This is a genomic window from Aquibium oceanicum (genome assembly GCF_001889605.1).
GTDB classification, from domain to species: Bacteria; Pseudomonadota; Alphaproteobacteria; order Rhizobiales; family Rhizobiaceae; genus Aquibium; species Aquibium oceanicum.
The window spans coordinates 1,468,965-1,488,448 of sequence record NZ_CP018171.1 but is presented as its reverse complement, the minus strand read 5'-3'; the positions used below and the strand labels follow the sequence as shown (position 1 = coordinate 1,488,448).

General features: G+C 64.7%; 19 protein-coding genes. 9 read left to right on the top strand and 10 right to left on the bottom strand.

Annotated elements, in window-relative coordinates:
- Positions 1–8: 8 nt before the first annotated feature.
- Positions 9–1,142 carry a site-specific DNA-methyltransferase gene (locus BSQ44_RS07465; protein ID WP_072602651.1) on the bottom strand — a complete coding sequence of 378 codons (1,134 nt, stop codon included), beginning with the start codon at positions 1,140–1,142 and terminating at the stop codon, positions 9–11.
- A gap of 170 nt (positions 1,143–1,312) precedes the next feature.
- Here BSQ44_RS07465 and BSQ44_RS07460 point away from each other — a divergent pair, with 170 nt between their 5' ends.
- From BSQ44_RS07460 to BSQ44_RS07450, 3 genes are all read left to right on the top strand, one after another.
- The gene (locus BSQ44_RS07460; protein ID WP_072602649.1) at positions 1,313–1,999 is read left to right on the top strand and encodes an HAD family hydrolase; all 687 of its coding nucleotides are present in this window, start codon (positions 1,313–1,315) and stop codon (positions 1,997–1,999) included.
- 51 nt (positions 2,000–2,050) lie between these two features.
- The gene (locus BSQ44_RS07455) at positions 2,051–2,749 is read left to right on the top strand and encodes a LuxR C-terminal-related transcriptional regulator (protein WP_162276730.1); all 699 of its coding nucleotides are present in this window, start codon (positions 2,051–2,053) and stop codon (positions 2,747–2,749) included.
- 146 nt (positions 2,750–2,895) lie between these two features.
- Positions 2,896–3,363, top strand: a complete 468-nt coding sequence (locus BSQ44_RS07450; RefSeq protein ID WP_072602645.1) for a hypothetical protein — start codon at positions 2,896–2,898, stop codon at positions 3,361–3,363.
- Between the two features lie 73 nt (positions 3,364–3,436).
- Here BSQ44_RS07450 and BSQ44_RS07445 read toward each other — a convergent pair whose 3' ends face one another.
- Together BSQ44_RS07445 and BSQ44_RS07440 are read right to left on the bottom strand one after the other, a co-directional pair.
- Positions 3,437–5,422 carry a sensor histidine kinase gene (locus BSQ44_RS07445; protein ID WP_083534561.1) on the bottom strand — a complete coding sequence of 662 codons (1,986 nt, stop codon included), beginning with the start codon at positions 5,420–5,422 and terminating at the stop codon, positions 3,437–3,439.
- Positions 5,423–5,748: 326 nt separating this feature from the next.
- Positions 5,749–6,327 (bottom strand): hypothetical protein, encoded by a 579-nt coding sequence (locus BSQ44_RS07440; protein WP_072602641.1) that lies wholly within the window; start codon positions 6,325–6,327, stop codon positions 5,749–5,751.
- Between the two features lie 116 nt (positions 6,328–6,443).
- Here BSQ44_RS07440 and thrC point away from each other — a divergent pair, with 116 nt between their 5' ends.
- The 4 genes from thrC to BSQ44_RS07420 all read left to right on the top strand — a co-directional run bounded on the left by thrC (position 6,444) and on the right by BSQ44_RS07420 (position 12,689).
- Complete coding sequence (thrC, locus tag BSQ44_RS07435) at positions 6,444–7,841, top strand: threonine synthase (protein ID WP_072602639.1); 1,398 nt, start codon at positions 6,444–6,446, stop codon at positions 7,839–7,841.
- Between the two features lie 23 nt (positions 7,842–7,864).
- Positions 7,865–9,157, top strand: coding sequence for a M16 family metallopeptidase (locus tag BSQ44_RS07430; RefSeq protein WP_072602637.1), 1,293 nt, complete (start codon positions 7,865–7,867; stop codon positions 9,155–9,157).
- A 27-nt stretch (positions 9,158–9,184) separates the two neighbouring features.
- Positions 9,185–9,796: a GNAT family N-acetyltransferase gene (locus BSQ44_RS07425; RefSeq protein ID WP_072602635.1), complete on the top strand. Its 612-nt coding sequence runs from the start codon at positions 9,185–9,187 to the stop codon at positions 9,794–9,796.
- A gap of 85 nt (positions 9,797–9,881) precedes the next feature.
- A complete protein-coding gene (locus BSQ44_RS07420) occupies positions 9,882–12,689 on the top strand; it encodes an EAL domain-containing protein (protein ID WP_083534969.1) in 2,808 nt (935 codons plus the stop codon).
- On the opposite strand, the gene BSQ44_RS07415 is transcribed toward BSQ44_RS07420, so the two are convergent.
- Entirely contained in the window at positions 12,680–13,288 is a 609-nt protein-coding gene (locus tag BSQ44_RS07415) for a YqgE/AlgH family protein (RefSeq protein WP_072602633.1), read from the bottom strand. The two genes, BSQ44_RS07420 and BSQ44_RS07415, sit on opposite strands and share 10 nt — an antisense overlap.
- Before the next feature lie 143 nt (positions 13,289–13,431).
- Here BSQ44_RS07415 and BSQ44_RS07410 point away from each other — a divergent pair, with 143 nt between their 5' ends.
- Together BSQ44_RS07410 and BSQ44_RS07405 are read left to right on the top strand one after the other, a co-directional pair.
- Entirely contained in the window at positions 13,432–14,241 is an 810-nt protein-coding gene (locus BSQ44_RS07410; RefSeq protein ID WP_072602631.1) for a protein-disulfide reductase DsbD domain-containing protein, read from the top strand.
- A gap of 86 nt (positions 14,242–14,327) precedes the next feature.
- Positions 14,328–14,813: a peroxiredoxin gene (locus tag BSQ44_RS07405; RefSeq protein ID WP_072607919.1), complete on the top strand. Its 486-nt coding sequence runs from the start codon at positions 14,328–14,330 to the stop codon at positions 14,811–14,813.
- Here BSQ44_RS07405 and rnhA read toward each other — a convergent pair whose 3' ends face one another.
- The 6 genes from rnhA to BSQ44_RS07375 all read right to left on the bottom strand — a co-directional run bounded on the left by rnhA (position 14,814) and on the right by BSQ44_RS07375 (position 19,483).
- Positions 14,814–15,287, bottom strand: a complete 474-nt coding sequence (rnhA, locus tag BSQ44_RS07400) for a ribonuclease HI (RefSeq protein WP_072602629.1) — start codon at positions 15,285–15,287, stop codon at positions 14,814–14,816.
- Positions 15,284–16,252 carry a homoserine kinase gene (locus tag BSQ44_RS07395; protein ID WP_072602627.1) on the bottom strand — a complete coding sequence of 323 codons (969 nt, stop codon included), beginning with the start codon at positions 16,250–16,252 and terminating at the stop codon, positions 15,284–15,286. Before BSQ44_RS07395 ends, rnhA begins: the two co-directional genes overlap by 4 nt.
- Positions 16,253–16,260: 8 nt before the next feature.
- Entirely contained in the window at positions 16,261–17,265 is a 1,005-nt protein-coding gene (ispH, locus tag BSQ44_RS07390) for a 4-hydroxy-3-methylbut-2-enyl diphosphate reductase (RefSeq protein WP_072607918.1), read from the bottom strand.
- 74 nt (positions 17,266–17,339) lie between these two features.
- A complete protein-coding gene (locus BSQ44_RS07385; protein ID WP_162276757.1) occupies positions 17,340–18,101 on the bottom strand; it encodes an SURF1 family protein in 762 nt (253 codons plus the stop codon).
- Positions 18,101–18,484 (bottom strand): DUF983 domain-containing protein, encoded by a 384-nt coding sequence (locus BSQ44_RS07380; RefSeq protein ID WP_072602622.1) that lies wholly within the window; start codon positions 18,482–18,484, stop codon positions 18,101–18,103. Before BSQ44_RS07380 ends, BSQ44_RS07385 begins: the two co-directional genes overlap by 1 nt.
- A 108-nt stretch (positions 18,485–18,592) precedes the next feature.
- Positions 18,593–19,483 (bottom strand): cytochrome c oxidase subunit 3, encoded by an 891-nt coding sequence (locus tag BSQ44_RS07375; RefSeq protein ID WP_072602620.1) that lies wholly within the window; start codon positions 19,481–19,483, stop codon positions 18,593–18,595.
- Between the last annotated feature and the right edge of the window lies 1 nt (position 19,484).

Here is a 19,484-nt window from a genome sequence, read left to right as displayed (position 1 = left end):
CCTGAGTCTCAAGCCCCAGCTGCGACCATCCCGTCCCGGACCTGCCGGCGCAGGTCGTCGATCGGCTGCATCTTGCCGCCTGCCTCGTAGTGCCAGAAGGTCCAGCCGTTGCAGGCGTCGAGGCCCTGGACGCGGGCGCCCATGCGGTGGATTGAGCCGGCCTCGGAGCCGATCGCCAGCGTGCCGTCGGCACGCACGCTGGCTGTCCAGCGGCGGCGGGCGTCCGACAGGAGGGTCCCCGGCGCAATCATCCCGCTTTCGATGAGGCTGACGAAGGCGACGCGCGGCTCGGCGCGCTTTCCCGTCATCGAGGCGAGTTCGGGTGCCTCCAGCGGTTCGACGGCGGCGATGCGCGCCGTTGCGGCGTCGATGTAGGCCTGCTCGCGCTCTATGCCGACGAAGTGGCGGCCGAGACGCTTAGCGACCGCGCCCGTGGTTCCCGAGCCGAAGAAGGGGTCGAGCACCACGTCGCCCGGCCGGCTCGACGCCATCAGCACGCGGGCGAGAAGGGCCTCGGGCTTTTGCGTGGGGTGCACCTTGGCGCCGGCTTCGTCCTTCAGCCGCTCGCCGCCGGTGCAGATGGGAAAGAGCCAGTCCGTGCGCATCTGCAGGTCGTCGTTGGCCGCTTTCAGGGCGTCGTAGTTGAAGGTGTAGCCCTTGGCGTTCTGGTCGCGGGTCGCCCAGATCATGGTCTCGTGCGCATTCTGGAAGCGGCGGCCGCGGAAATTCGGCATCGGGTTGGTCTTGCGCCAGACGACGTCGTTCAGGATCCAGTAGCCGAGGTCCTGCAAGGACGCGCCGACGCGGAAGATGTTGTGGTAGGAGCCGATCACCCAGATCGTGCCGCTGGGCTTCAGCACGCGGCGCGCGGCGAGCAGCCAGGCGCGGGTAAAGGCGTCGTAGGCGGCAAAACTCTCGAACCGGTCCCAGGCGTCGTCGACCGCGTCGACCTTCGACTGGTCGGGGCGGTGCAGGTCACCCTCGAGTTGAAGGTTGTAGGGCGGGTCGGCGAAGATAACGTCGACCGACTTTTCCGGCAGCCGCTCCATCGCCGCCACGCAGTCGCCTTTCAGGATGCTGTCGATCCATTCGGCGCTTGCGGAGGACGGCGCGAGATCGTCGACGAGGCGAATGGCAGACATGGACACACCTGGAACGCTGGAAACGCTTCTACTGGCCGACATGGTTACCGTTTAGCGTAAACATTCGGTGAAATGCCGCGCATCGTTGCGTCGCGGGGCTTGCGGCACTATCTCGGATGCAGCCGACGCGCGCCGGCCGCGCCCCTCCCCTTTCGAACCTAGAGCCTGAAATGCAGCCACAACTCATCATCTTCGACTGCGACGGCGTCCTCGTGGATTCCGAGATCATCGCCGCGCGCGTCGAGGCCGCCATGATCTCGGAGGCCGGCTTCGCGATCACGCCCGAGGAGATGATGGAGCGCTATTCCGGCTTGACCACGAAGGACATCCTGTTTCGCATCGAGGCCGAATCGCAGGTGCCGTTCCAGGCGAGCCTGCTCGACCGCATGAAGGAGACGCTGGACCGAAAGCTCGCGAGCGACGTGCGCGCTATCGATGGCGCCGCGGCGGCCGTGGCGGCAGTGCAAGGTCCCTACTGCATCTGCTCGAACTCCGCGCTTTCGCGCATCGAGGCCATGCTGACGCGCACGCGCATGCTGCCGCTGTTCGAAGGCCGCATCTTTTCGGCGCGCGACACCCCCTCGCAGCGCACCAAACCGGCGCCCGACGTCTTCCTGCATGCCGCCCAGGCGATGTCGAAAGACCCAGCCGCGACCTTCGTCATCGAGGATTCCGTCCACGGCGTCATGGGCGCCAAGGCCGCCGGCATGCGCGTCATCGGCTTCACCGGCGCCAGCCACTCCTATCCCGGCCACGCGGACCGGCTGACGGAAGCCGGGGCTGAGACGGTCATCAACCGGTGGGTCGATTTTACCGCGACGGTGGCCGCGCTGTCGGAGTGGTCGGAGGCGGTTTAAGCGGGGCGGCGGAGTCGGCGACGAAGTCTCGCGCTTTTCCCGTGGGTTGACTTGACGAAGCGTTCTTCGCAACGTCGCGGTATGGGAACATCGGACAGCGCTCCAATGCCCGGTTCTGAAACAGAGTGGACCGTCGTCATTGCCGACGATCATTCGGTCGTTCGCACCGGCTTGCGCGAAATCCTGTCCTCCCTCCCCTGCGTCAGGATCGTCGGAGAAGCCCAGAACGGCCTCGAAGCCATCGCATATGGCAAGAGGTATCAGCCTTCGATGATGACACTCGATGCCGGGATGCCGATGTGCAACGGCATGGAGGTCCTGGGCGAATTGCGACGCTGGTCGCCCCAGACCCGGGTCTGCGTGGTGACGGGATTCACGTCAGTGGGCAGTCTCTCCGACTGGCGATCGGCTGGTGTGGACGGACTTTTTCTCAAGAGTTCTGAACCGACGGAACTGCGGGAAGGATTTAGCCGGATACTTGCCGGGAGCACCTATCTCCAGCGCGACATCCGTTGCCTCCTCGATGATCGACAGCAGGTTGTCGAGCTCACCCTGCGGGAACGGCAGATCCTCCATCAGGTCACTCTCGGACTTTCCAATGCCGAAATCGCCGATAAGCTCTCGATCAGTCCGAAGACCGTGGACAATCATCGCTCCAGCCTCATGGCCAAGCTTGGCGTCCATTCCGTAGCGCAACTGGTTGCCTACGCCCTGAAGGAAGGACTGCTGGAGCCGGCGCGCCAGGCTTAGCCGGCAGCGAGCTCCAATCCGGCTGTGGCGCTACCTCCGAAAAAGTCGGGTTCGCCCCCCCTCGAATAGGGTGTGGACCTCATGCAGGGTATCCAGTGGAGCAGATAGGTACGTTCCCGAAGGGCAACCCTGGAAGGAGGAACGACATGAAGATGAACATACTTTGCGCCGCATTGATCGCCTCGAGCGCCGCTTTCGCCGGCCTTGCAACGACGACCACGACCGCCATCGCGGGCCAGTGGAAGAACTGCAACCATGAAGGCGGGTTCTGCAACCCGTCCGGTTACACGACGAAGATCCGCTATGGCGTCAATGGCAGGTGGAAAGTGAAGAACACCACCGGCGGTGCCTGGTGCACCAATCAGACCTTCGGAGATCCTGCCCCGGGAAGGCGCAAGAACTGTGATGCCTACTACCCGAACTGGGAAACGTGCACACACGAGGGTGGCTTTTGCAAGGTCGGTGCCGGCACGTCCGTCCGCTACGGCACCAGCCCGCACAAGTCCGGGCGATACTACCAAAAGAAGGCCGGAAACGGCGGCATCTGGTGCGACAACCACAATTTCGGCGACCCGGTGATGGGGAAGCGCAAGAATTGCTGGGTGCTGAAGTAGCGAACGCAATCGTCATGTCCGATCTCAGACCGGGCGGCGGCAACCCGCCCGGCTTCAAGTACTGAATGGCGTGTCATTCGACCGGCTGACCAAGGATCGAGGGCTTCAGGCCCGAAATCCGGAAATGCGATCCACGCCGGTTCGTCGCGATCTGCGAGAAGGCCCAGCCGTTCTTCGCGCATATCCTGCTCACTGCCTCGAGCCCCAGCCCTTCTCCGCGGCGGCGCTGCACCGCAGCGTCAGGGTCTGCCTCTCCCTGGTCGAGAATTCCCTTGCCGCGATCGACGACATCGATCGCCACGCCATCGAGCCTCCTGCGTACGCCGATCAGTATCCGGTCCGATCCGCTGTGCATGATCGCGTTCGAGACGAGGTTTGTGAGGACCCGCAGAAGGTCTACGGGGTCGGCGTGAACACGTAGGGAGGTCTTCACAGCCCTCAGGTCTATTCCATGCGATGTCGCTTCGTCGGTGAACATGAAGACCGCGTTCTCAATGGGCGCAGAAAGAGGAAACTCTTCATTGCTGATGGCATCATCGGGCGACCCGCGTTTCTCCGCAGCGGGTTCGTCGAGCGCCGGTCGCCGGACATCGACCAGTTGCTGAAGGTAGGCGAGGGTTTCGGACAATTGCACGCGTGTCTCCGCTCCACCCATGCCGGGATCGTCTGACATTCGCTCGACGGCAATCTGCAGGGAGAGGAGCGGCTGCCGGATGTCGTGGCGGGTGGTATCGAGTTCAAGCGAGCGTTGGACTGCAAGATCGCGGGACTGTCTCTCCCTTCGACGCAGCACCCAGGTCTGGCGCGCAACCGCCAGGGAAAAGACGAAGCCGTCCAGCAGCTGCCCGTATCGCAGCACCGCCTCCTTCTGTCCTGGCGGTAACAACGATTCCATCTGCGAGAGAACAGTGAATGCCCCGACATAGCCAAAAAGAACGAGCGACCCGAGGAGATAGAAAGCGCCGCCCGGAATTCTGTCGCGCACGGCCGCGAGTGACGCTGCCATCTGGAGTACCAGGAAACCGAGCACGATGAGACCGGCGTACGATTTTACCGTAACGAGTGGCAGGAAGATCGGCGCCGGCATGTAGCAGATCGCCACGGCGAGCAGCACCATGATCGATCCATTGAGGATGGCGTGCCGCTTCCCCGTCTTAATGAATTCGCGCGCCATGAGCAGCGCGAAGCAGACGGCGACGAGTCCGATCACATGCGATGCAACCGCGTTCCATTCAGGCAGAGCCGGCCAGACATGAGCGAACAGTGTGCCGTCGAGCTGGGCATTGTAAGCCATGACCGACAAGAAAACCCCCGCGTAGAGCGCAGCAACCTTTGAGCGAAGCGCAACGGCGAAGGTGAGGATGAAAACGAGCAGAACCAGTGCGGCGGCATAAAAGATGGCGAGCGGGATCTCCCGGGCGAGATTGACCTCCGCCGCGCGGGAGGAGGGGTAAATCGACAGGGGCAGCGTCGCGGGACCATCGAACTCGGCATAGAGCCAGAGACGGATCGCCTCTCCCGGACCGAGCGAGAAGGCCTCGCTTACGAGATGCCGAGAGAGCACAGCCCGATCGTAGAACGGTGTTTCATCATCCTCATCGAGAATCTTGCGGGTCTGCCCGATGACCTCAAGCCAGACCTCCAGCTTGCGCAAGTAAGGTCGTCCGGCATCGAGAACCCACTCTTCTGCAACCGAGCCTTCATTGCGTAGCAGTGACGTCAGCCAGAATCCACTGTGCGTAAGTCCGAACGAGAAGTCCGGATCGGGGACGGCCATGAAGAGACCGCGGGTGAACATGTCCCGTGCGGTCCGCAGGTCGACGGAAGCCCGGCGCACTTCCAAGTATGCTGCGTGGTCGCCAATCCGATCGGTCGTGACGCCGTGGCCCAACCGTAGCGGTCGCTCTCCCGGAGCACCATTGCCCTGGGATGGCTGGTACAGCACCGCCGAAAACAGAACTATCAACACGCCAGGCAGATGCCGAATCACACGGCCCCAGTTCGCCGAACGGTTCCGCAGCACATGTCCCGTGCCGGTCGACCGGTGCAGAAAGCCCACTTCGCCCTCGGGTCCTTCGATGGTGGCTGTCTACCTTGCCGCACGCCATCGCGAAAGTTTCAGGTCCATCGTACAGATCCTGGAGAATCTTCCAAGGAACTCTCCGGCCTCAATACCTATCGGGGAAGGCGCGCACGGCGAGAAACAACGCAAACGGGCGGACTGGAATGTCCGCTGCGGAAGTCATTTTTCCTCAGCTGCCGACATTCCGTTCTCGGCCTCGTAGCTGCCGAGAGGTGGATTGGCTAGCAACGGCAGCTTTCGGGCTATCGTGGCAATGGGTCGATTTCCCCATTCCCCAGCAGCCCCAGACCGCCAGCTTCACCCTACCGCGCCGGACCTTCGTCGAACCCTATCAGCACTCGTATCCCGTGGCCGTCCGGCGTCGGGATCGTCGCGTTGGGATCGGAGAAGACGAATTGGGTGGCGGGGGACGCGGCGACGATGGCGGTCTGATACTGATGGAGCTTGGAATAGAGGACTTCCTCGCCGCGTACCACCGCGACGCGGATCGGCATGGTGATGGTGCCGTCGCGGGCGACAGGGCCGGGCACGACCTTTCCGGCGGCGGCCACCGTGATCGTCATGGTGCCGGCGCCGTAGGCGCAGCTTCTGGTCACGTCCGTTATCGAGGCCTGGTAGACGATCCTGTCGCGGTCGCCCTCTGCGCCCTTTTCGAAGGAGTTGTAGAAGGCGGTTCCAGATTGCAGCGTCACGCGCGGGCAATAGGCGCGCAGTTCGTCGGCGTTGTATTTTTCCTGCTGGGTTACGTCCTGCGTCTTCGTGCCGCCGCCGAGCCCGAGGCCCAGGCCGCCGGCACCCGACTGGCAGCCCGCCAGCGCCATCGTCAACACCAGGCCGGTGATTCCGGCACCGGAACGTGCAATCCTTGAAACAAAGGCCATCTACCGCACTTCCCCTTGGCAAAGCGGACGTTCTATATCAACGCCGCGCGACAAATGCGACCGAACGAATAAGGTTTTTCGACGACGCGGCCGCGTCCAGCATCGGCAAGGAAATCATGCGCTACATCAGCACCAGGGGCACTGCGCCCGTTCTCGGATTCGGCGACGTGCTGCTCGCCGGCCTCGCGCGCGACGGCGGGCTCTATCTGCCGCAGACGTGGCCGCAGTTGTCGCCGGCGGATATCCGGGCGCTGCGCGGGTTGTCATATCCAGAGATCGCCATCCGCATCCTGACGCCGTTCCTGGGTGGGGAGATCGACGCGGCGACGTTCTCGCGCATCGTCAACGAGAGCTACGCGACGTTCCGCCATCCCGCCACCTGCCCGATCGTGCAGACGGGGGCGGACGAGTTCGTGCTGGAACTCTTCCATGGTCCGACGCTGGCCTTCAAGGACGTCGCCATGCAGCTGCTCGCGCGGCTGATGGACCACGTGCTGGCCGAGCGCGGCGAGCGCGCAACCATCGTCGGCGCCACCTCGGGCGACACCGGCGGCGCCGCGATCGAGGCCTTCGCGGGACGCGACCGGGCCGATCTCTTCGTGCTCTTCCCGCACGGCAAGGTGTCGCCGGTGCAGCAGTTCCAGATGACGTCCTCGGCCGCGCCCAACGTGCACGCCCTGGCGATCGAGGGCAATTTCGACGACTGCCAGAGCATCGTGAAGGCGATGTTCAACGACCACGGCTTTCGCGATCGCATGGGCCTGTCGGGCGTGAACTCGATCAACTGGGCGCGCATTATGGCGCAGATTGTCTACTACTTCTCTTCCGCGATCAGCCTCGGCGCGCCCGATCGTCCGGTCTCCTTCACCGTGCCGACGGGCAATTTCGGCGACATCTTCGCCGGATATGCCGCCAAGCGCATGGGCCTGCCGATCGAGCGGCTGGTCATCGCCACCAACGACAACGACATTCTGGCCCGCACGCTGGAGACGGGGCGCTACGAGACGCGCTCGGTGATCGCCACCACCTCGCCGTCGATGGACATCCAGATCTCGTCGAACTTCGAGCGCCTGCTTTTCGAGGCGGCGGGCCGCTCGGCCGAGGCAACGGTCTCGGCGATGGAGGGACTGAAGCAGTCCGGCGCCTTCACGGTGCCGGAAGCCACGCTCGCCGCGATCCGTGCGGAGTTCTCCGCCGGGCGCTCGTCGATGGACGAGACCGCCGCGACGATCGCCGATACGCTCGCCGACTGCGGCTATCTCACCGACCCCCATACGGCCACCGCACTCGCGGTCGCACGGCGGGAAGCGGCGGGTTCTGCGCCGATGATCGTCTTGTCGACGGCGCATCCGGCTAAGTTTCCGGACGCGGTGGAAGCGGCCGCGGGAATCCGCCCGAACTTGCCATCATGGCTGGCCGGGCTTATGGAACGGGAGGAAAAGTACACGGTCCTTCCATCCGACGTGAAAATGGTGGAAGATCACATAAGCAGCCGTGCACGTACGGCGGCTTAGGGAGTACGAGGAGTTCGCCTTATATGGGAGTTGAGGTAAGCCGTCTGTCGAACGGCCTGACGGTTGCAACCGAAAACCTTCCCCACATCGAGACCGTCGCCCTCGGAGTCTGGGTGAAATCCGGCTCTCGTAACGAACGCGACGACGAACACGGGATCGCCCATCTGCTCGAGCATATGGCGTTCAAGGGAACGGGCAGCCGTTCCGCCTGGGACATCGCGTCGCAGATCGAGGACGTGGGCGGGGAAATCAACGCGGCGACGAGCGTCGAGACGACGTCGTTTTACGCCCGGGTGCTGCGCGACGACATTCCACTGGCGATCGACCTCCTGGCCGACATCCTGATGGACTCGCGCTTCGACGCCGACGAACTGGCGCGCGAGCAGCACGTGATCCTGCAGGAGATCGGCGCCGCGCACGACACGCCCGACGACATCGTGTTCGACCGCTTCACCGAGACGGCCTTCCGGCACCAGACGCTCGGCCGCTCGATCCTCGGCACGCCCGAAACGGTCAAGTCGTTTACGCCGAAACAGATCCACGACTTCATGGCGCGGCAGTACGGCGCCGACCGGATGGTGGTGGTGGCGGCCGGCGCGGTGAAGCACGACGAGTTCGTGCGCGAAGTGGAAAAGCGCCTCGGCTCATTCCGCGAGAAGGCGCCGGGCGAGGCGCCCTCCAGCGCAAACTACGTCGGCGGCGACTACCGGGAAGACCGCGACCTGATGGACGCGCAGATCGTGCTCGGCTTCGAGGGACGCGCCTACCACGTGCGCGACTTCTACGCCTCGCAGCTCCTGTCCATGATCCTCGGCGGCGGAATGTCGTCGCGGCTCTTCCAGGAGGTGCGGGAAAAGCGCGGGTTGTGCTATTCCGTCTATGCCTTCCATTGGGGCTTTTCGGACACCGGCGTGTTCGGCATCCATGCCGCAACCGGCAAGGAGGACATCGAGGAACTGGTCCCGGTGCTGCTCGGCGAACTGCAGAAGACCGGCGACTTCATCCACCTGGACGAGCTCAACCGTGCGCGCGCGCAGTACCGGGCGGGCCTGATGATGTCGAGCGAGAGTGCAGCGAGCCGGGCCTCGCAGATCGCGCGGCAGATCATGCTGTTCGGGCGCCCGGTGGCGAAGGAAGAGCTGATGGAGCGGCTGGCGGGCATCACCATCGAGCGGCTGACCGACCTGTCGTCGCGGCTCTTCACGACCAAGCCGACCGTGGCGGCGGTGGGACCGGTGGGAACACTGGCGGCCTTCGAGGATGTCGCGGGCATGCTGACCGCGCCGCCGTTCACCATGCGCAAGCTCGCCGTCTGAGCCGCCGTTCCGGCCTGCCGGCAGTCCATGCTGAGCCTGCCCCACTTCGGACGGGAACTTCCCCGGGTGACGGGCGAGCGGGTCGTGCTGCGCTTTCCACAGAATTCCGACTTCGCGGAATGGGCCGAACTGCGGCGGCGCAGCCGCGGCTTCCTGGAACGATGGGAGCCGAAATGGGGGAGCGACGAGCTGGAGCGATCGGCCTGGCGCATGCGGGTGCGGCGCTATCGCGAAGAGTTTTCCCGCGGCAACGGCGTGCCGTTCCTGATCGTGCTGAAGCAGACGGGCGAGATCGTCGGTGGCATTTCGGTGGGCAACATCCGGCGCGGTGTCGCCCAGAGCGGCCAGATCGGCTACTGGATGGGCGAGCCGTTCGCGGGGCGCGGGCTGATGGCGGAGGCGGTGCGGCTGGTGGTCGGCCACTGCTTCGGGCCGCTGCGGCTGCACAGGATCGAGGCGGCCTGCATCCCCGGCAACGAGCGCTCGGTTCGCGTGCTTGAAAAAGCCGGATTTACCCGCGAAGGCCTGTTGCGGTCCTACCTCAAGATCAACGGCCTGTGGCAGGACCATTACCTTTACTCGCTCATAGCCGGAGAGTATCACGTGCAGGAATATCGGGATCAGGCGGTTGGAAGCTGAAACGAGATATCGTCGACCGCCAAAGGCCTTCCTGACGGCGCTTGCCGCTCTCCTCGTGGCCGTCGTCGCCTTCATCGCTCCTGCTATGGCGATCGAGCCCATCAAGATATCGCGGGATGACGTCGCGCTCGACCTGTCGGGTGCGCTGGACTTTCATCCCAACCAGGGCGCCAATTTCCAGGTCTCGACCGCTCCGGGCAGCGACGGCATCGTGCGCCGCATCGAGGTGGAGGCGAAGGACCAGGAATCGAGCGGCGACTGGGCGGTCTTCGCCCTTGCCAACACCACCGAACAGCAGATCGACAGGCTGATCGTCGCTCCGCACTACCGGCTGGTCAATTCCGGGATCCTGTCGCCCGACCTTGGCTCAAGCCGCATCGCCGCGATCACTCCGAGCGAGGGCTTCAGGCTCGACCGCCAGCCGAGCGCCGACGCCGACGTCTTTCTGCTCACGCTCAATCCGGGCGCGGTGGTGACCTTCATCGCCGATCTGAGCACGCCCGAAGTCCCGCAGGTTTATCTCTGGGAGCCGGAGGCCTACAAGGACACAGTCAATTCCTACACGCTCTACCGCGGCATCGTCATCGGAATCGCCGGCCTGCTGGCGCTGTTTCTGACCATCCTGTTCGTGGTCAAGGGCACCTCGATGTTCCCTGCCACGGCGGCGCTTGCCTGGGCGGTGCTCGCGTATGTGTGCGTCGATTTCGGGTTCCTGACCAAGGTGATCGAGATCGCGCCCGGCAACGAACAGATCTGGCGGGCCGGTACCGAAGTGGCGCTCGCCGGCACTTTCGTGGTGTTCCTGTTCGCCTACCTCAACCTCAACCGCTGGCACGGCCATTTCAGCTACGGCGCGGTGGCCTGGATCCTCGGCCTGATGATGATCGCGGGCGTCGCCGTCATCGAGCCTTCTATCGCGGCGGGCATCGCGCGCATCTCCTTCGCCACCACCGCCGTGGTCGGCATCTTCCTGATCGTGCTCCTCGGCTTCCGCGGCTACGACCGCGCCATCATGCTGGTGCCGAGTTGGCTGATGGTGCTGGTCTGGCTCGCCGGGGCGTGGATGGCCATCACCGGCGTGCTCGACAACGACATCGTGCAGCCGGCACTGGGCGGCGGGTTGATCCTCATCATCCTCCTGATCGGCTTCACCGTCATGCAGCATGCCTTCTCGGGCGGAGCGCTGCACCAGGGCTTGTTCAGCGACATGGAACGTCAGGCGCTGGCCATCACCGGGTCCGGCGACATCGTGTTCGACTGGGACGTGCTTCGGGACCGCGTCGTCACGCGGCCGGATATCGGCGAGCCGCTCGGCCTTCCGCTCAACAGCCTGCACGGCCCGGCACGCAACTGGCTGCCGGCGCTTCACACGGACGACCGCGACACGTTCCGCACCACGCTCGACATGGTGCTGGAGCACCGGCGCGGCCGCGTCTCGCTGAGCTTTCGCCTCCGGGGCGCCGACGGCTACTATCACTGGTACAATTTGCGCGCCCGCCCCGTGATCGGCTCGGACGGCGAGATCATCCGCTGCGTGGGTACGCTGTTCGACGTGACGGAGCAGAAGAAGGCGGAGGAGCGGCTTCTCCACGACGCCGTCCACGACAACCTGACCGGGCTGCCGAATCGCGAACTCTTCATGAACCGGCTGGAGACCGTCATTTCCATTGCCGGCACCGAGGAAACGGTCAGGCCGACAGTCTTCATCATCGACATCGACCGCTTCAAGCAGGTCAACGAAGGGCTCGGCATGTCGGCGGGCGACACCATGCTCCTGACGATCGCGCGCCGCCTGCACAGGCTGTTAAAGCCGAACGATTCGCTGTCGCGGCTTTCGGGCGACCAGTTCGGGCTGATCCTGCTTTCGGAACACAATCCCGCCCGCGTCGCGGCCTTCGCCGATGCAGTGAAGCAGGCGATCCGCGCGCCGATCAACTTCGCCAAGCGCGACATCGTGCTCACCGCCTCGCTCGGCCTCATCTCGTGGACCTCGCCGCAGACGACGGCCGAGGACATGATGAAGGACGCGGAGCTCGCCATGCACCAGGCCAAGCGCTTCGGCGGCGACCGCATCGAGCCCTTCCGTCCGGCGTTCCGCGCATACGGCACCGATCGGCTGCAGCTCGAATCCGATCTGAGGCGGGCGCTGGAACGCGGCGAGTTCCGCCTCGCCTACCAGCCGATCATCCGTCTCGAGGACACGTCGGTGGCCGGGTTCGAGGCACTGCTGAGATGGGAACATCCGCGCCGCGGCATGATCCCGCCTTCGGACTTCATCCCGATCGCCGAGAGCTGCGAACTCATCGTCCAGCTCGGCTTCTTCGCCATGCAGAAGGCCGCCGAGGACCTGGCCTCTTGGCAGAAGCAGACGGGCGAGACACCGCTTTCGGTTTCGGTCAACCTGTCCAGCCGGCAGCTGATGCGCCAAGATCTCGTGTCGGACGTCCGCTCCGTGCTGGCGCGCGCCAACCTGAAGCCGATCTACTTCCGGCTCGAACTCACCGAATCGCTGGTGATGGACAATCCGGAGCGCTCCACGCACATCCTCGACAAGCTGCGCCAGCTTGGGATCGGCCTCTCGCTCGACGATTTCGGAACGGGCTATTCGTCGCTTTCCTACCTGACGCGCTTTCCGTTCGACACGATAAAGATCGACAAGAGCTTCATCGACGACCAGAGCGCCAAGAAGCCGGTGCTGTTGAAGTCGATGGTGAGCATGGCGCACGACCTCGGGCTCTCGGTCGTGGCGGAAGGCGTGTCGACGGAGGCCGACGCGCTTCAGCTCAGGCAGATGGGCTGCGAATACGTACAGAGCTTCATGTTCGGATCGCCGATGACCGCCGACGCGGTCACGCGGATGCTCAAGGAGCAGTTCCCGCTCACTCAGGCGTGACCGGCCACCGGGCTGAGATGCGTCACGTCGATGCCGAGCGAGGCGAGCAGGCGGTCGTACTTGCGGTCCATGTCGCCGTCGAAGAGGAAATCGGCCGAAGCCGGGCAGGTCAGCCAGCCATTGTCGGCGATCTCTCGCTCGAGCTGGCCCGCGCCCCAGCAGGAATAGCCGAGCGCCATCAGGGCATGGCGGGGCCCCTTGCCGGCCGAGATGGCGCGCAGGATGTCGATAGTAGCCGTGAGGCAGACGTCCTCCGAGACCGGCAGCGAAGATTCCACCACGTAATCATCGGAATGGAGCACGAAACCGCGGCTGCGATCGACGGGGCCGCCGTTGCGGACCGGAAGATCGCGCGCGCCGGGCGGAAGTCGGATCGCCTGCTTCTCGTCGACGACGCCGAGTTGCACCAGCAGGTCGGGAAAGCGCATCGGCTGGGCCTGATTGATGATGATGCCCATGGCGCCCTCCTCGCTGTGGGCGCACATATAAACTACGGAACGCGCGAAGCGATCGTCCTGCATGCCCGGCATGGCAATCAGGAACTGGTCGTCCAGGAAGCCGCTCGCAGCGGGACCCTTCTTCTGGCGCAGCATGTCCATGCGCGAAATTTACAGCCTTTTGCCCGGCGTTGAAAGGCGATTCCTCCCGCCGCCACCGCGCAGAACTAGTGCGTCACGCAGAAATGAACCCGCGTGGTTGGAATTGGGTTGATAAGCGGGGGCATCTTGGACCAACTCGTGCCATGATTCCGCTTCGCGCCACCCAGGCCGCCATCGCGCTCGCCGTCCTTCTTCCCGCGCCCGCAGGCGCGTCCTCCAGCGATGTTTACCGCACCGAGGGTGGGGCGCTGCGCCTGGTGACCACAGGCCTCGCCGGACCGGACGGCACTCTTCGCGGGGCGATCGAGATCGCCCTCGAACCGGGATGGAAAACCTACTGGCGCGAGCCGGGCTCCTCCGGCGTGCCGCCGCAGATCGACGTGTCCAAAAGTCTGAATGTGTCTGGCGCGGAGTTGCACTTCCCGGCACCCGAATGGCACGAGGACAGCTACGGCGCCTGGGCGGGCTATGGCGGTTCGGTGACGCTGCCGGTGACCTTTTCCATTCCGGCGCCGGACCGCTATTCGCTGATCGAGGCGGACCTGTTTCTCGGCATTTGCGAGGACATCTGCGTGCCGGTGCATGCGACGCTTTCGGTCGAACCGGGGAGCGATCCGGACAATCTTCTGGACAGGCAGTTCGTCGACGCGGCCTTCGCGAGACTGCCCGCCCCCGCCGGCGAGGACTTCGGGATCGTCGGTGCAGACGTCTCGGATGACGCCGTGACCATCGAGGCGGTGCTGCCGGCCAACGCGGCGGACGCACAGCTGTTCGTGGCGGGCAGCGACGGCTACGTGTTCGGCTTGCCGCACCGAACGGAAATGGCGCCGGGAAAGGCCGCCTTTGAACTTCCGGTCATGGCAAAGCCGAAGGACGGCGATGGCGCTGCCTCCATCGCCTATACGCTGGTTGCGGGCGGCAAAGCAGCTTCCGGCGAATTCCAGCTCCCCTGACCTTGCGGAACTGGACAAACGCCATCGGCTCGGTAATGAAGGGACAACGACCCGGAATTCCGGGGGATTCATTCGGGGATTTGCGGATCATGATTTCAGTTGGCGAGAAGCTGCCGGAAGCGACGTTCAAGACAATGACGGCGGACGGCGCCAAGGACATCACGGTCGACGAAATCTTCGCCGGCAAGAAGGTGGTGCTGTTCGGTGTGCCGGGCGCATTCACCCCGACCTGCAGCAACAACCACCTGCCGGGCTACCTGGAAAACCACGACGCCATCCTGAACAAGGGCGTCGATACGATCGCGGTGGTTTCGGTCAACGACCACTTCGTGATGGGCGCCTGGGCTCGCTTTACTGGCGGCGAGGGACGCTTGCTTTACCTGGCCGACGGCAACGGCGCCTTTGCGCGTGCCACCGGCCTGGAGATGGATGCGAGCGGCGGCGGGCTCGGCCTGCGCTGCAAGCGCTTCTCGATGATCGTTGAGGACGGCAAGGTCGCGGCTCTCAACATCGAGGACATGCCGGGCAAGGCCATCGAATCGGGCGCCGCGAAGATCCTCGAACAACTCTGATCAGCCTACGGCAGGCGTGCGGGGCTTTTCCGCCCCGCCGCGCTTGAACGGCGCCATACCCATGCGCGCCAGTTCGTCGGCGCGCTCGTTCTCCACATGGCCCGCATGGCCGCGTACCCAGTGCCACGTGACCTTGTGACGGCGGTTGGCCTCGTCCAGCGCCTGCCACAGCTCGACGTTCTTCACCGGCTTGTTGTCGGCGGTCTTCCAGCCGCGCTTCTTCCAGCCGTGGATCCAGCCGTTGATGCCGTCCATCACGTATTTGCTGTCGGTGTGCATGAGCACCGTGCACGGCTCCTTGAGCGCGTTCAACGAGGAGATAGCGGCCATCAGCTCCATGCGGTTGTTGGTGGTGGCGGCCTCGCCGCCCGAGAGTTCCTTGACCTTGCCGTTGTAGCGCATGACGGCGCCCCATCCGCCGGGGCCCGGATTGCCCGAGCAGGCGCCGTCGGTGAAAATCTCGATGGTCTTCATGGTAAGGTCAGTCCGTATTCCGTGGCGGAGGAGATGTGGCGGTGGAACCGCAAGCGGCGGATGAATTCCGACGGGTCGCGCTTTTGCACCAGCGCACCGTCGGGAATGGTCAGCCAGTCGTAGAGCCGCGTCAGCATGAAGCGCAGCGCCGAGCCGCGCGCCAAGAGCGGCAGCGCCTCGCGCTCGGCCGGTTCCAGCGGCCTGACGCTCTGGTAGCCCGCGAGCAGGGCGCGGCCCTTGGTCAGGTTGAAGGAATTGTCCTTCTCGAAACACCAGGCATTGAGGCAGGTCGCCACGTCGTAGGCGAAGAGGTCGTTGCAGGCGAAATAGAAGTCGATCAGGCCCGACAGCCGCTCGCCGAGAAAGAAGACGTTGTCGGGGAAGAGGTCGGCGTGGATGACGCCCGAGGGCAGGTCGCCCGGCCAGGCTTCGGCGAAGGCGGCGAACTCCGCGTCGATCTCGGCGGCGAGGCCGGCCTCGTATTCGTCGGCGCGCGGACGTGTCATCTCCCAAAGGTGCTTCCAGCCCTCGACCGAGAGGCGGTTCTGACGCCGCATGTCGAAATCGCCGCCGGCAAGGTGCATGCCGGCCAGCGCCTTGCCGACCTCGCGGCAATGCGCGGCGGTCGGGCGCCGCATCCAGACGCCTTCCAGGAATGTGATGATCGCGGCCGGACGGCCGGCGAGCGTGCCGATCAGGCCGCCGTCGCGGCGCTCGACCGGCAGGGGGCAGTTGATGCCCTTGCGCGCCAGATGTTGCATCAGGCCGAGGAAGAAGGGCAGTTCGGCTCCGTCGACGCGCTTCTCGTAGAGCGTGAGGATGTAGGTGCCGACGGTGGTGTGCAGGAGGTAGTTGGAGTTTTCGGAGCCTTCGGCGATGCCCTTGTAGGACATCATGTCGCCGAGCGCGTAATCGCGCAGATATACCGAGAGCTCTTCTTCCGAGACGTCGGTGTAGACGGCCATTTCCGTGGTCAGCCGTTGACGAAGGCCATGTCGGCCCGCGTGAGCTCGACGTCGCGCAAGGTGCGCATCACGGGGAACTCCTCCGTCTCGGTGGCGGTCACGGCAAGCTCGACCGTGACGTCGAAGCGATCGCGGAACGCCTCGATGATCTCGTTGACGATAATCTCGGGCGCCGACGCACCGGCGGAAAGCCCCAGCACCGCTATGCCGTGCGTGTCGTCCCAGGGAATATCGGCCGCGCGCTGCACGAGGTGCGCGCGTTTCGCCCCGGCGCGTTCGGCGACCTCCACCAGGCGGCGGGAATTCGACGAGTTCGGCGCGCCGACGACGAGAAAGAGATCGGCGCCTGCGGCGGTTTCCTTCACCGCGTCCTGGCGGTTCGTGGTGGCGTAGCAGATCGATTCGGCCGCGGGCGCCTGGATCGCGGGAAACCGCGCCTGGAGCGCCTTGAGGATGCCCGCCGTGTCGTCGACCGAAAGCGTGGTCTGCGTCACGAAGCCGAGCGCCGCGGGGTCCTCCGGTGCGAAGACTGCGACGTCCGCCTCGGTCTCGATCAGGGTGGCGGCGCCATCCGGCAGTTGCCCCATCGTGCCGATCACCTCGGGGTGTCCTGCATGGCCGACCAGTACGACGTGCCGTCCCTGCCGCTGATGCCGCATGGCCTGCTTGTGGACCTTGGAAACCAGCGGGCATGTGGCATCGAGATAGAAGAGTTCTCGCGCCCTGGCGTCCTCGGGCACCGATTTCGGCACGCCATGGGCGGAAAAGACGACCGGGCATTCGCGGTGTTCGGGCGGGATCTCCGACAGTTCCTCGATGAAGAAGGCGCCGAGCGTCTGGAGCCCTTCCACGACATAGCGGTTATGTACGATCTCGTGGCGGACATAGACCGGCGCGCCGTACTTCTTCAGCGCCAGGACGACGATCTGGATCGCGCGGTCTACGCCGGCGCAGAAGCCGCGCGGCTCGCACAGGCGGATCGTCAGGGGCGGCTTGTTCGGGGGCTGCGTCATTTCAAACATCTCCGGGGCGGACATGATGTGCCCTCCCCCACCCTGTCAAGGGCGGGACCCGTTGCGGGCGATGGTCAGTGCCGCTCGTCCCGCCAAAGCGTCACCGCCAGCACGGCCGCGAGCGCGGCGGCAAGCCCGTACCATGTGACGGCGTACTGGAGGTGGTTGTTGGGCAGGTCGATGATTGTGACGCCGCCGACCGGCAGCATGCTCGAATCGCCGCCCTTTTCGGCGTCGATGAAGAACGGCACCGTTTCAGCCGGGTCGAGGCCGGAGATCGAGGCCATTGTCGACCAGTCCTTCCAGAAGAAGGTGCGCTCCTCGGGCTTGTTGTCCGGCACGATGAAGCTCGGCTTGCCGTCGAGCCTTTCGCGGACCAGGCCGGTTACCGTCACGTCGCCCTCCGGCTGCGAGCCTGGCCGGCGCGCGGCGTCGCGCAGGTCGTAGGGGACGAAACCCCTGTTGACGATGACCGTGTCTCCCGCCGCTTGGCTTTCGTCGTCGGCGAGCACCAGCGGCGTATAGACGTACCATCCCGACTGGCCCTCGCTGGTGGCGAAGAAAAACATCTCGCGATCGTTGAGGAACCGGCCGTGCACGGTCACCGGCGTGTATTCGAGCGAGCCTTCCCGTTCCCCCATCGCCTCGATGTCGGCGATTCCAACCGGCTGCGAATGCGTGCGCTCGTCGATCTGCGCGATCAGCGCTTCCTTCCAGTGCAGGCGCTGCACCTGCCAGGTGCCGAGGCCGATGAGGATGGCAAAGACGACGAGGCCGGCGGCGAGCGCGATCCAACGCCGTCGTGCGCCGGAGCGCAGGGGATGGGTCCCCGTCATCATTCCCGGTCCAGGCGCCCCTCGGCCGCCTTGTTGGAGTATTGCAGGGTCAGCAGCACGCCCTTGATGAGGCGCAACGATACCAGGCCCAGCACGATGGTCAGCGGAATCCAGAGGAGGAAGTGTACCCACAGCGGCGGATTGACGGTGACCTCCATCCACAGCGCTAGGCCGACGACCACGAAGCCGATGATGAGGATGACGAAGACGGCCGGGCCGTCGCCGGCGTCCGCGTAGGAATAATCGAGCCGGCAGTTAGCGCAGTTGTCGCCGACAGAGAGGAAGCCGTCAAACAGCTTTCCCTCGCCGCACCGAGGGCAGCGGCCCTTGAGGCCGGCGGACACAGGATCGACCGGGGGATAGTGGGCTTTGTCTTCGCTCATCGTTCTCCCGCTCCGCTGTCGTTCGACACCTCATATGGTGCGCTGCGGTGGCCATAAAAAGGAAACGGCCGCGCTAGCGCGGCCGTTTGTTGTCTTTGTTCGCGGGCGTCAGTGGCCGGCGGCGATGGTCGCTCCGGCGGACGCCCAGACGTAGATCGAGGCGAAGAGGAAGAGCCAGACCACGTCGACGAAATGCCAGTACCAGGCCGCCGCTTCGAAGCCGAAATGCTGCTTGGGCGTGAAGTCGCCTGCCATGGCACGGAACAGGCATACGAGCAGGAAGATGGTCCCGATCAGCACGTGGAAGCCGTGGAACCCGGTCGCCATGAAGAAGGTAGCGCCGTAGATCGAATCGGCGAAGGCGAACGGTGCGTGCATGTACTCGTAGACCTGGACGAAGGAGAACAGCACGCCGAGCCCGACCGTGAGCACCAGTCCCCAGATGAGGCCCTTGCGGTCATCATGCAGCAGCGCGTGGTGCGCCCAGGTGACCGTCGTGCCGGAAAGCAGGAGGATGATCGTGTTGTAGAGCGGCAGGTGGAAGGGATCGAGTACTTCGATGCCCTGCGGAGGCCACTGGCCGCCGGTGAACTCCGCCCGTGCGACCTGCGCCGCCTCGCCGGGGAAGAGCGCGGCATCGAAGAAAGCCCAGAACCAGGCGACGAAGAACATCACCTCGGAGGCGATGAACATGATCATGCCGTAGCGCAGGTGCAGCGACACCACACGGGTGTGATGCCCCTCGTGCGCTTCCTTGATCGTGTCCGACCACCACGAGATCATCGTGTAGATGACGATCATGAAGCCGACCGCGAAGATCCAGTAACGGGCACCCGCTAGGTCGAGGCCCAGGAAGGGCACCGAGCCCGACTTCATGCTCTGCATCCATGCGATGCCGCCGATGGCCATCACCAGGGCACCGACGGAGCCGATGAAGGGCCAGGGGCTGGGGTCGATGATATGGTAGTCGTGTTGCGGTTTGGCGTGTGCGTCAGCCATT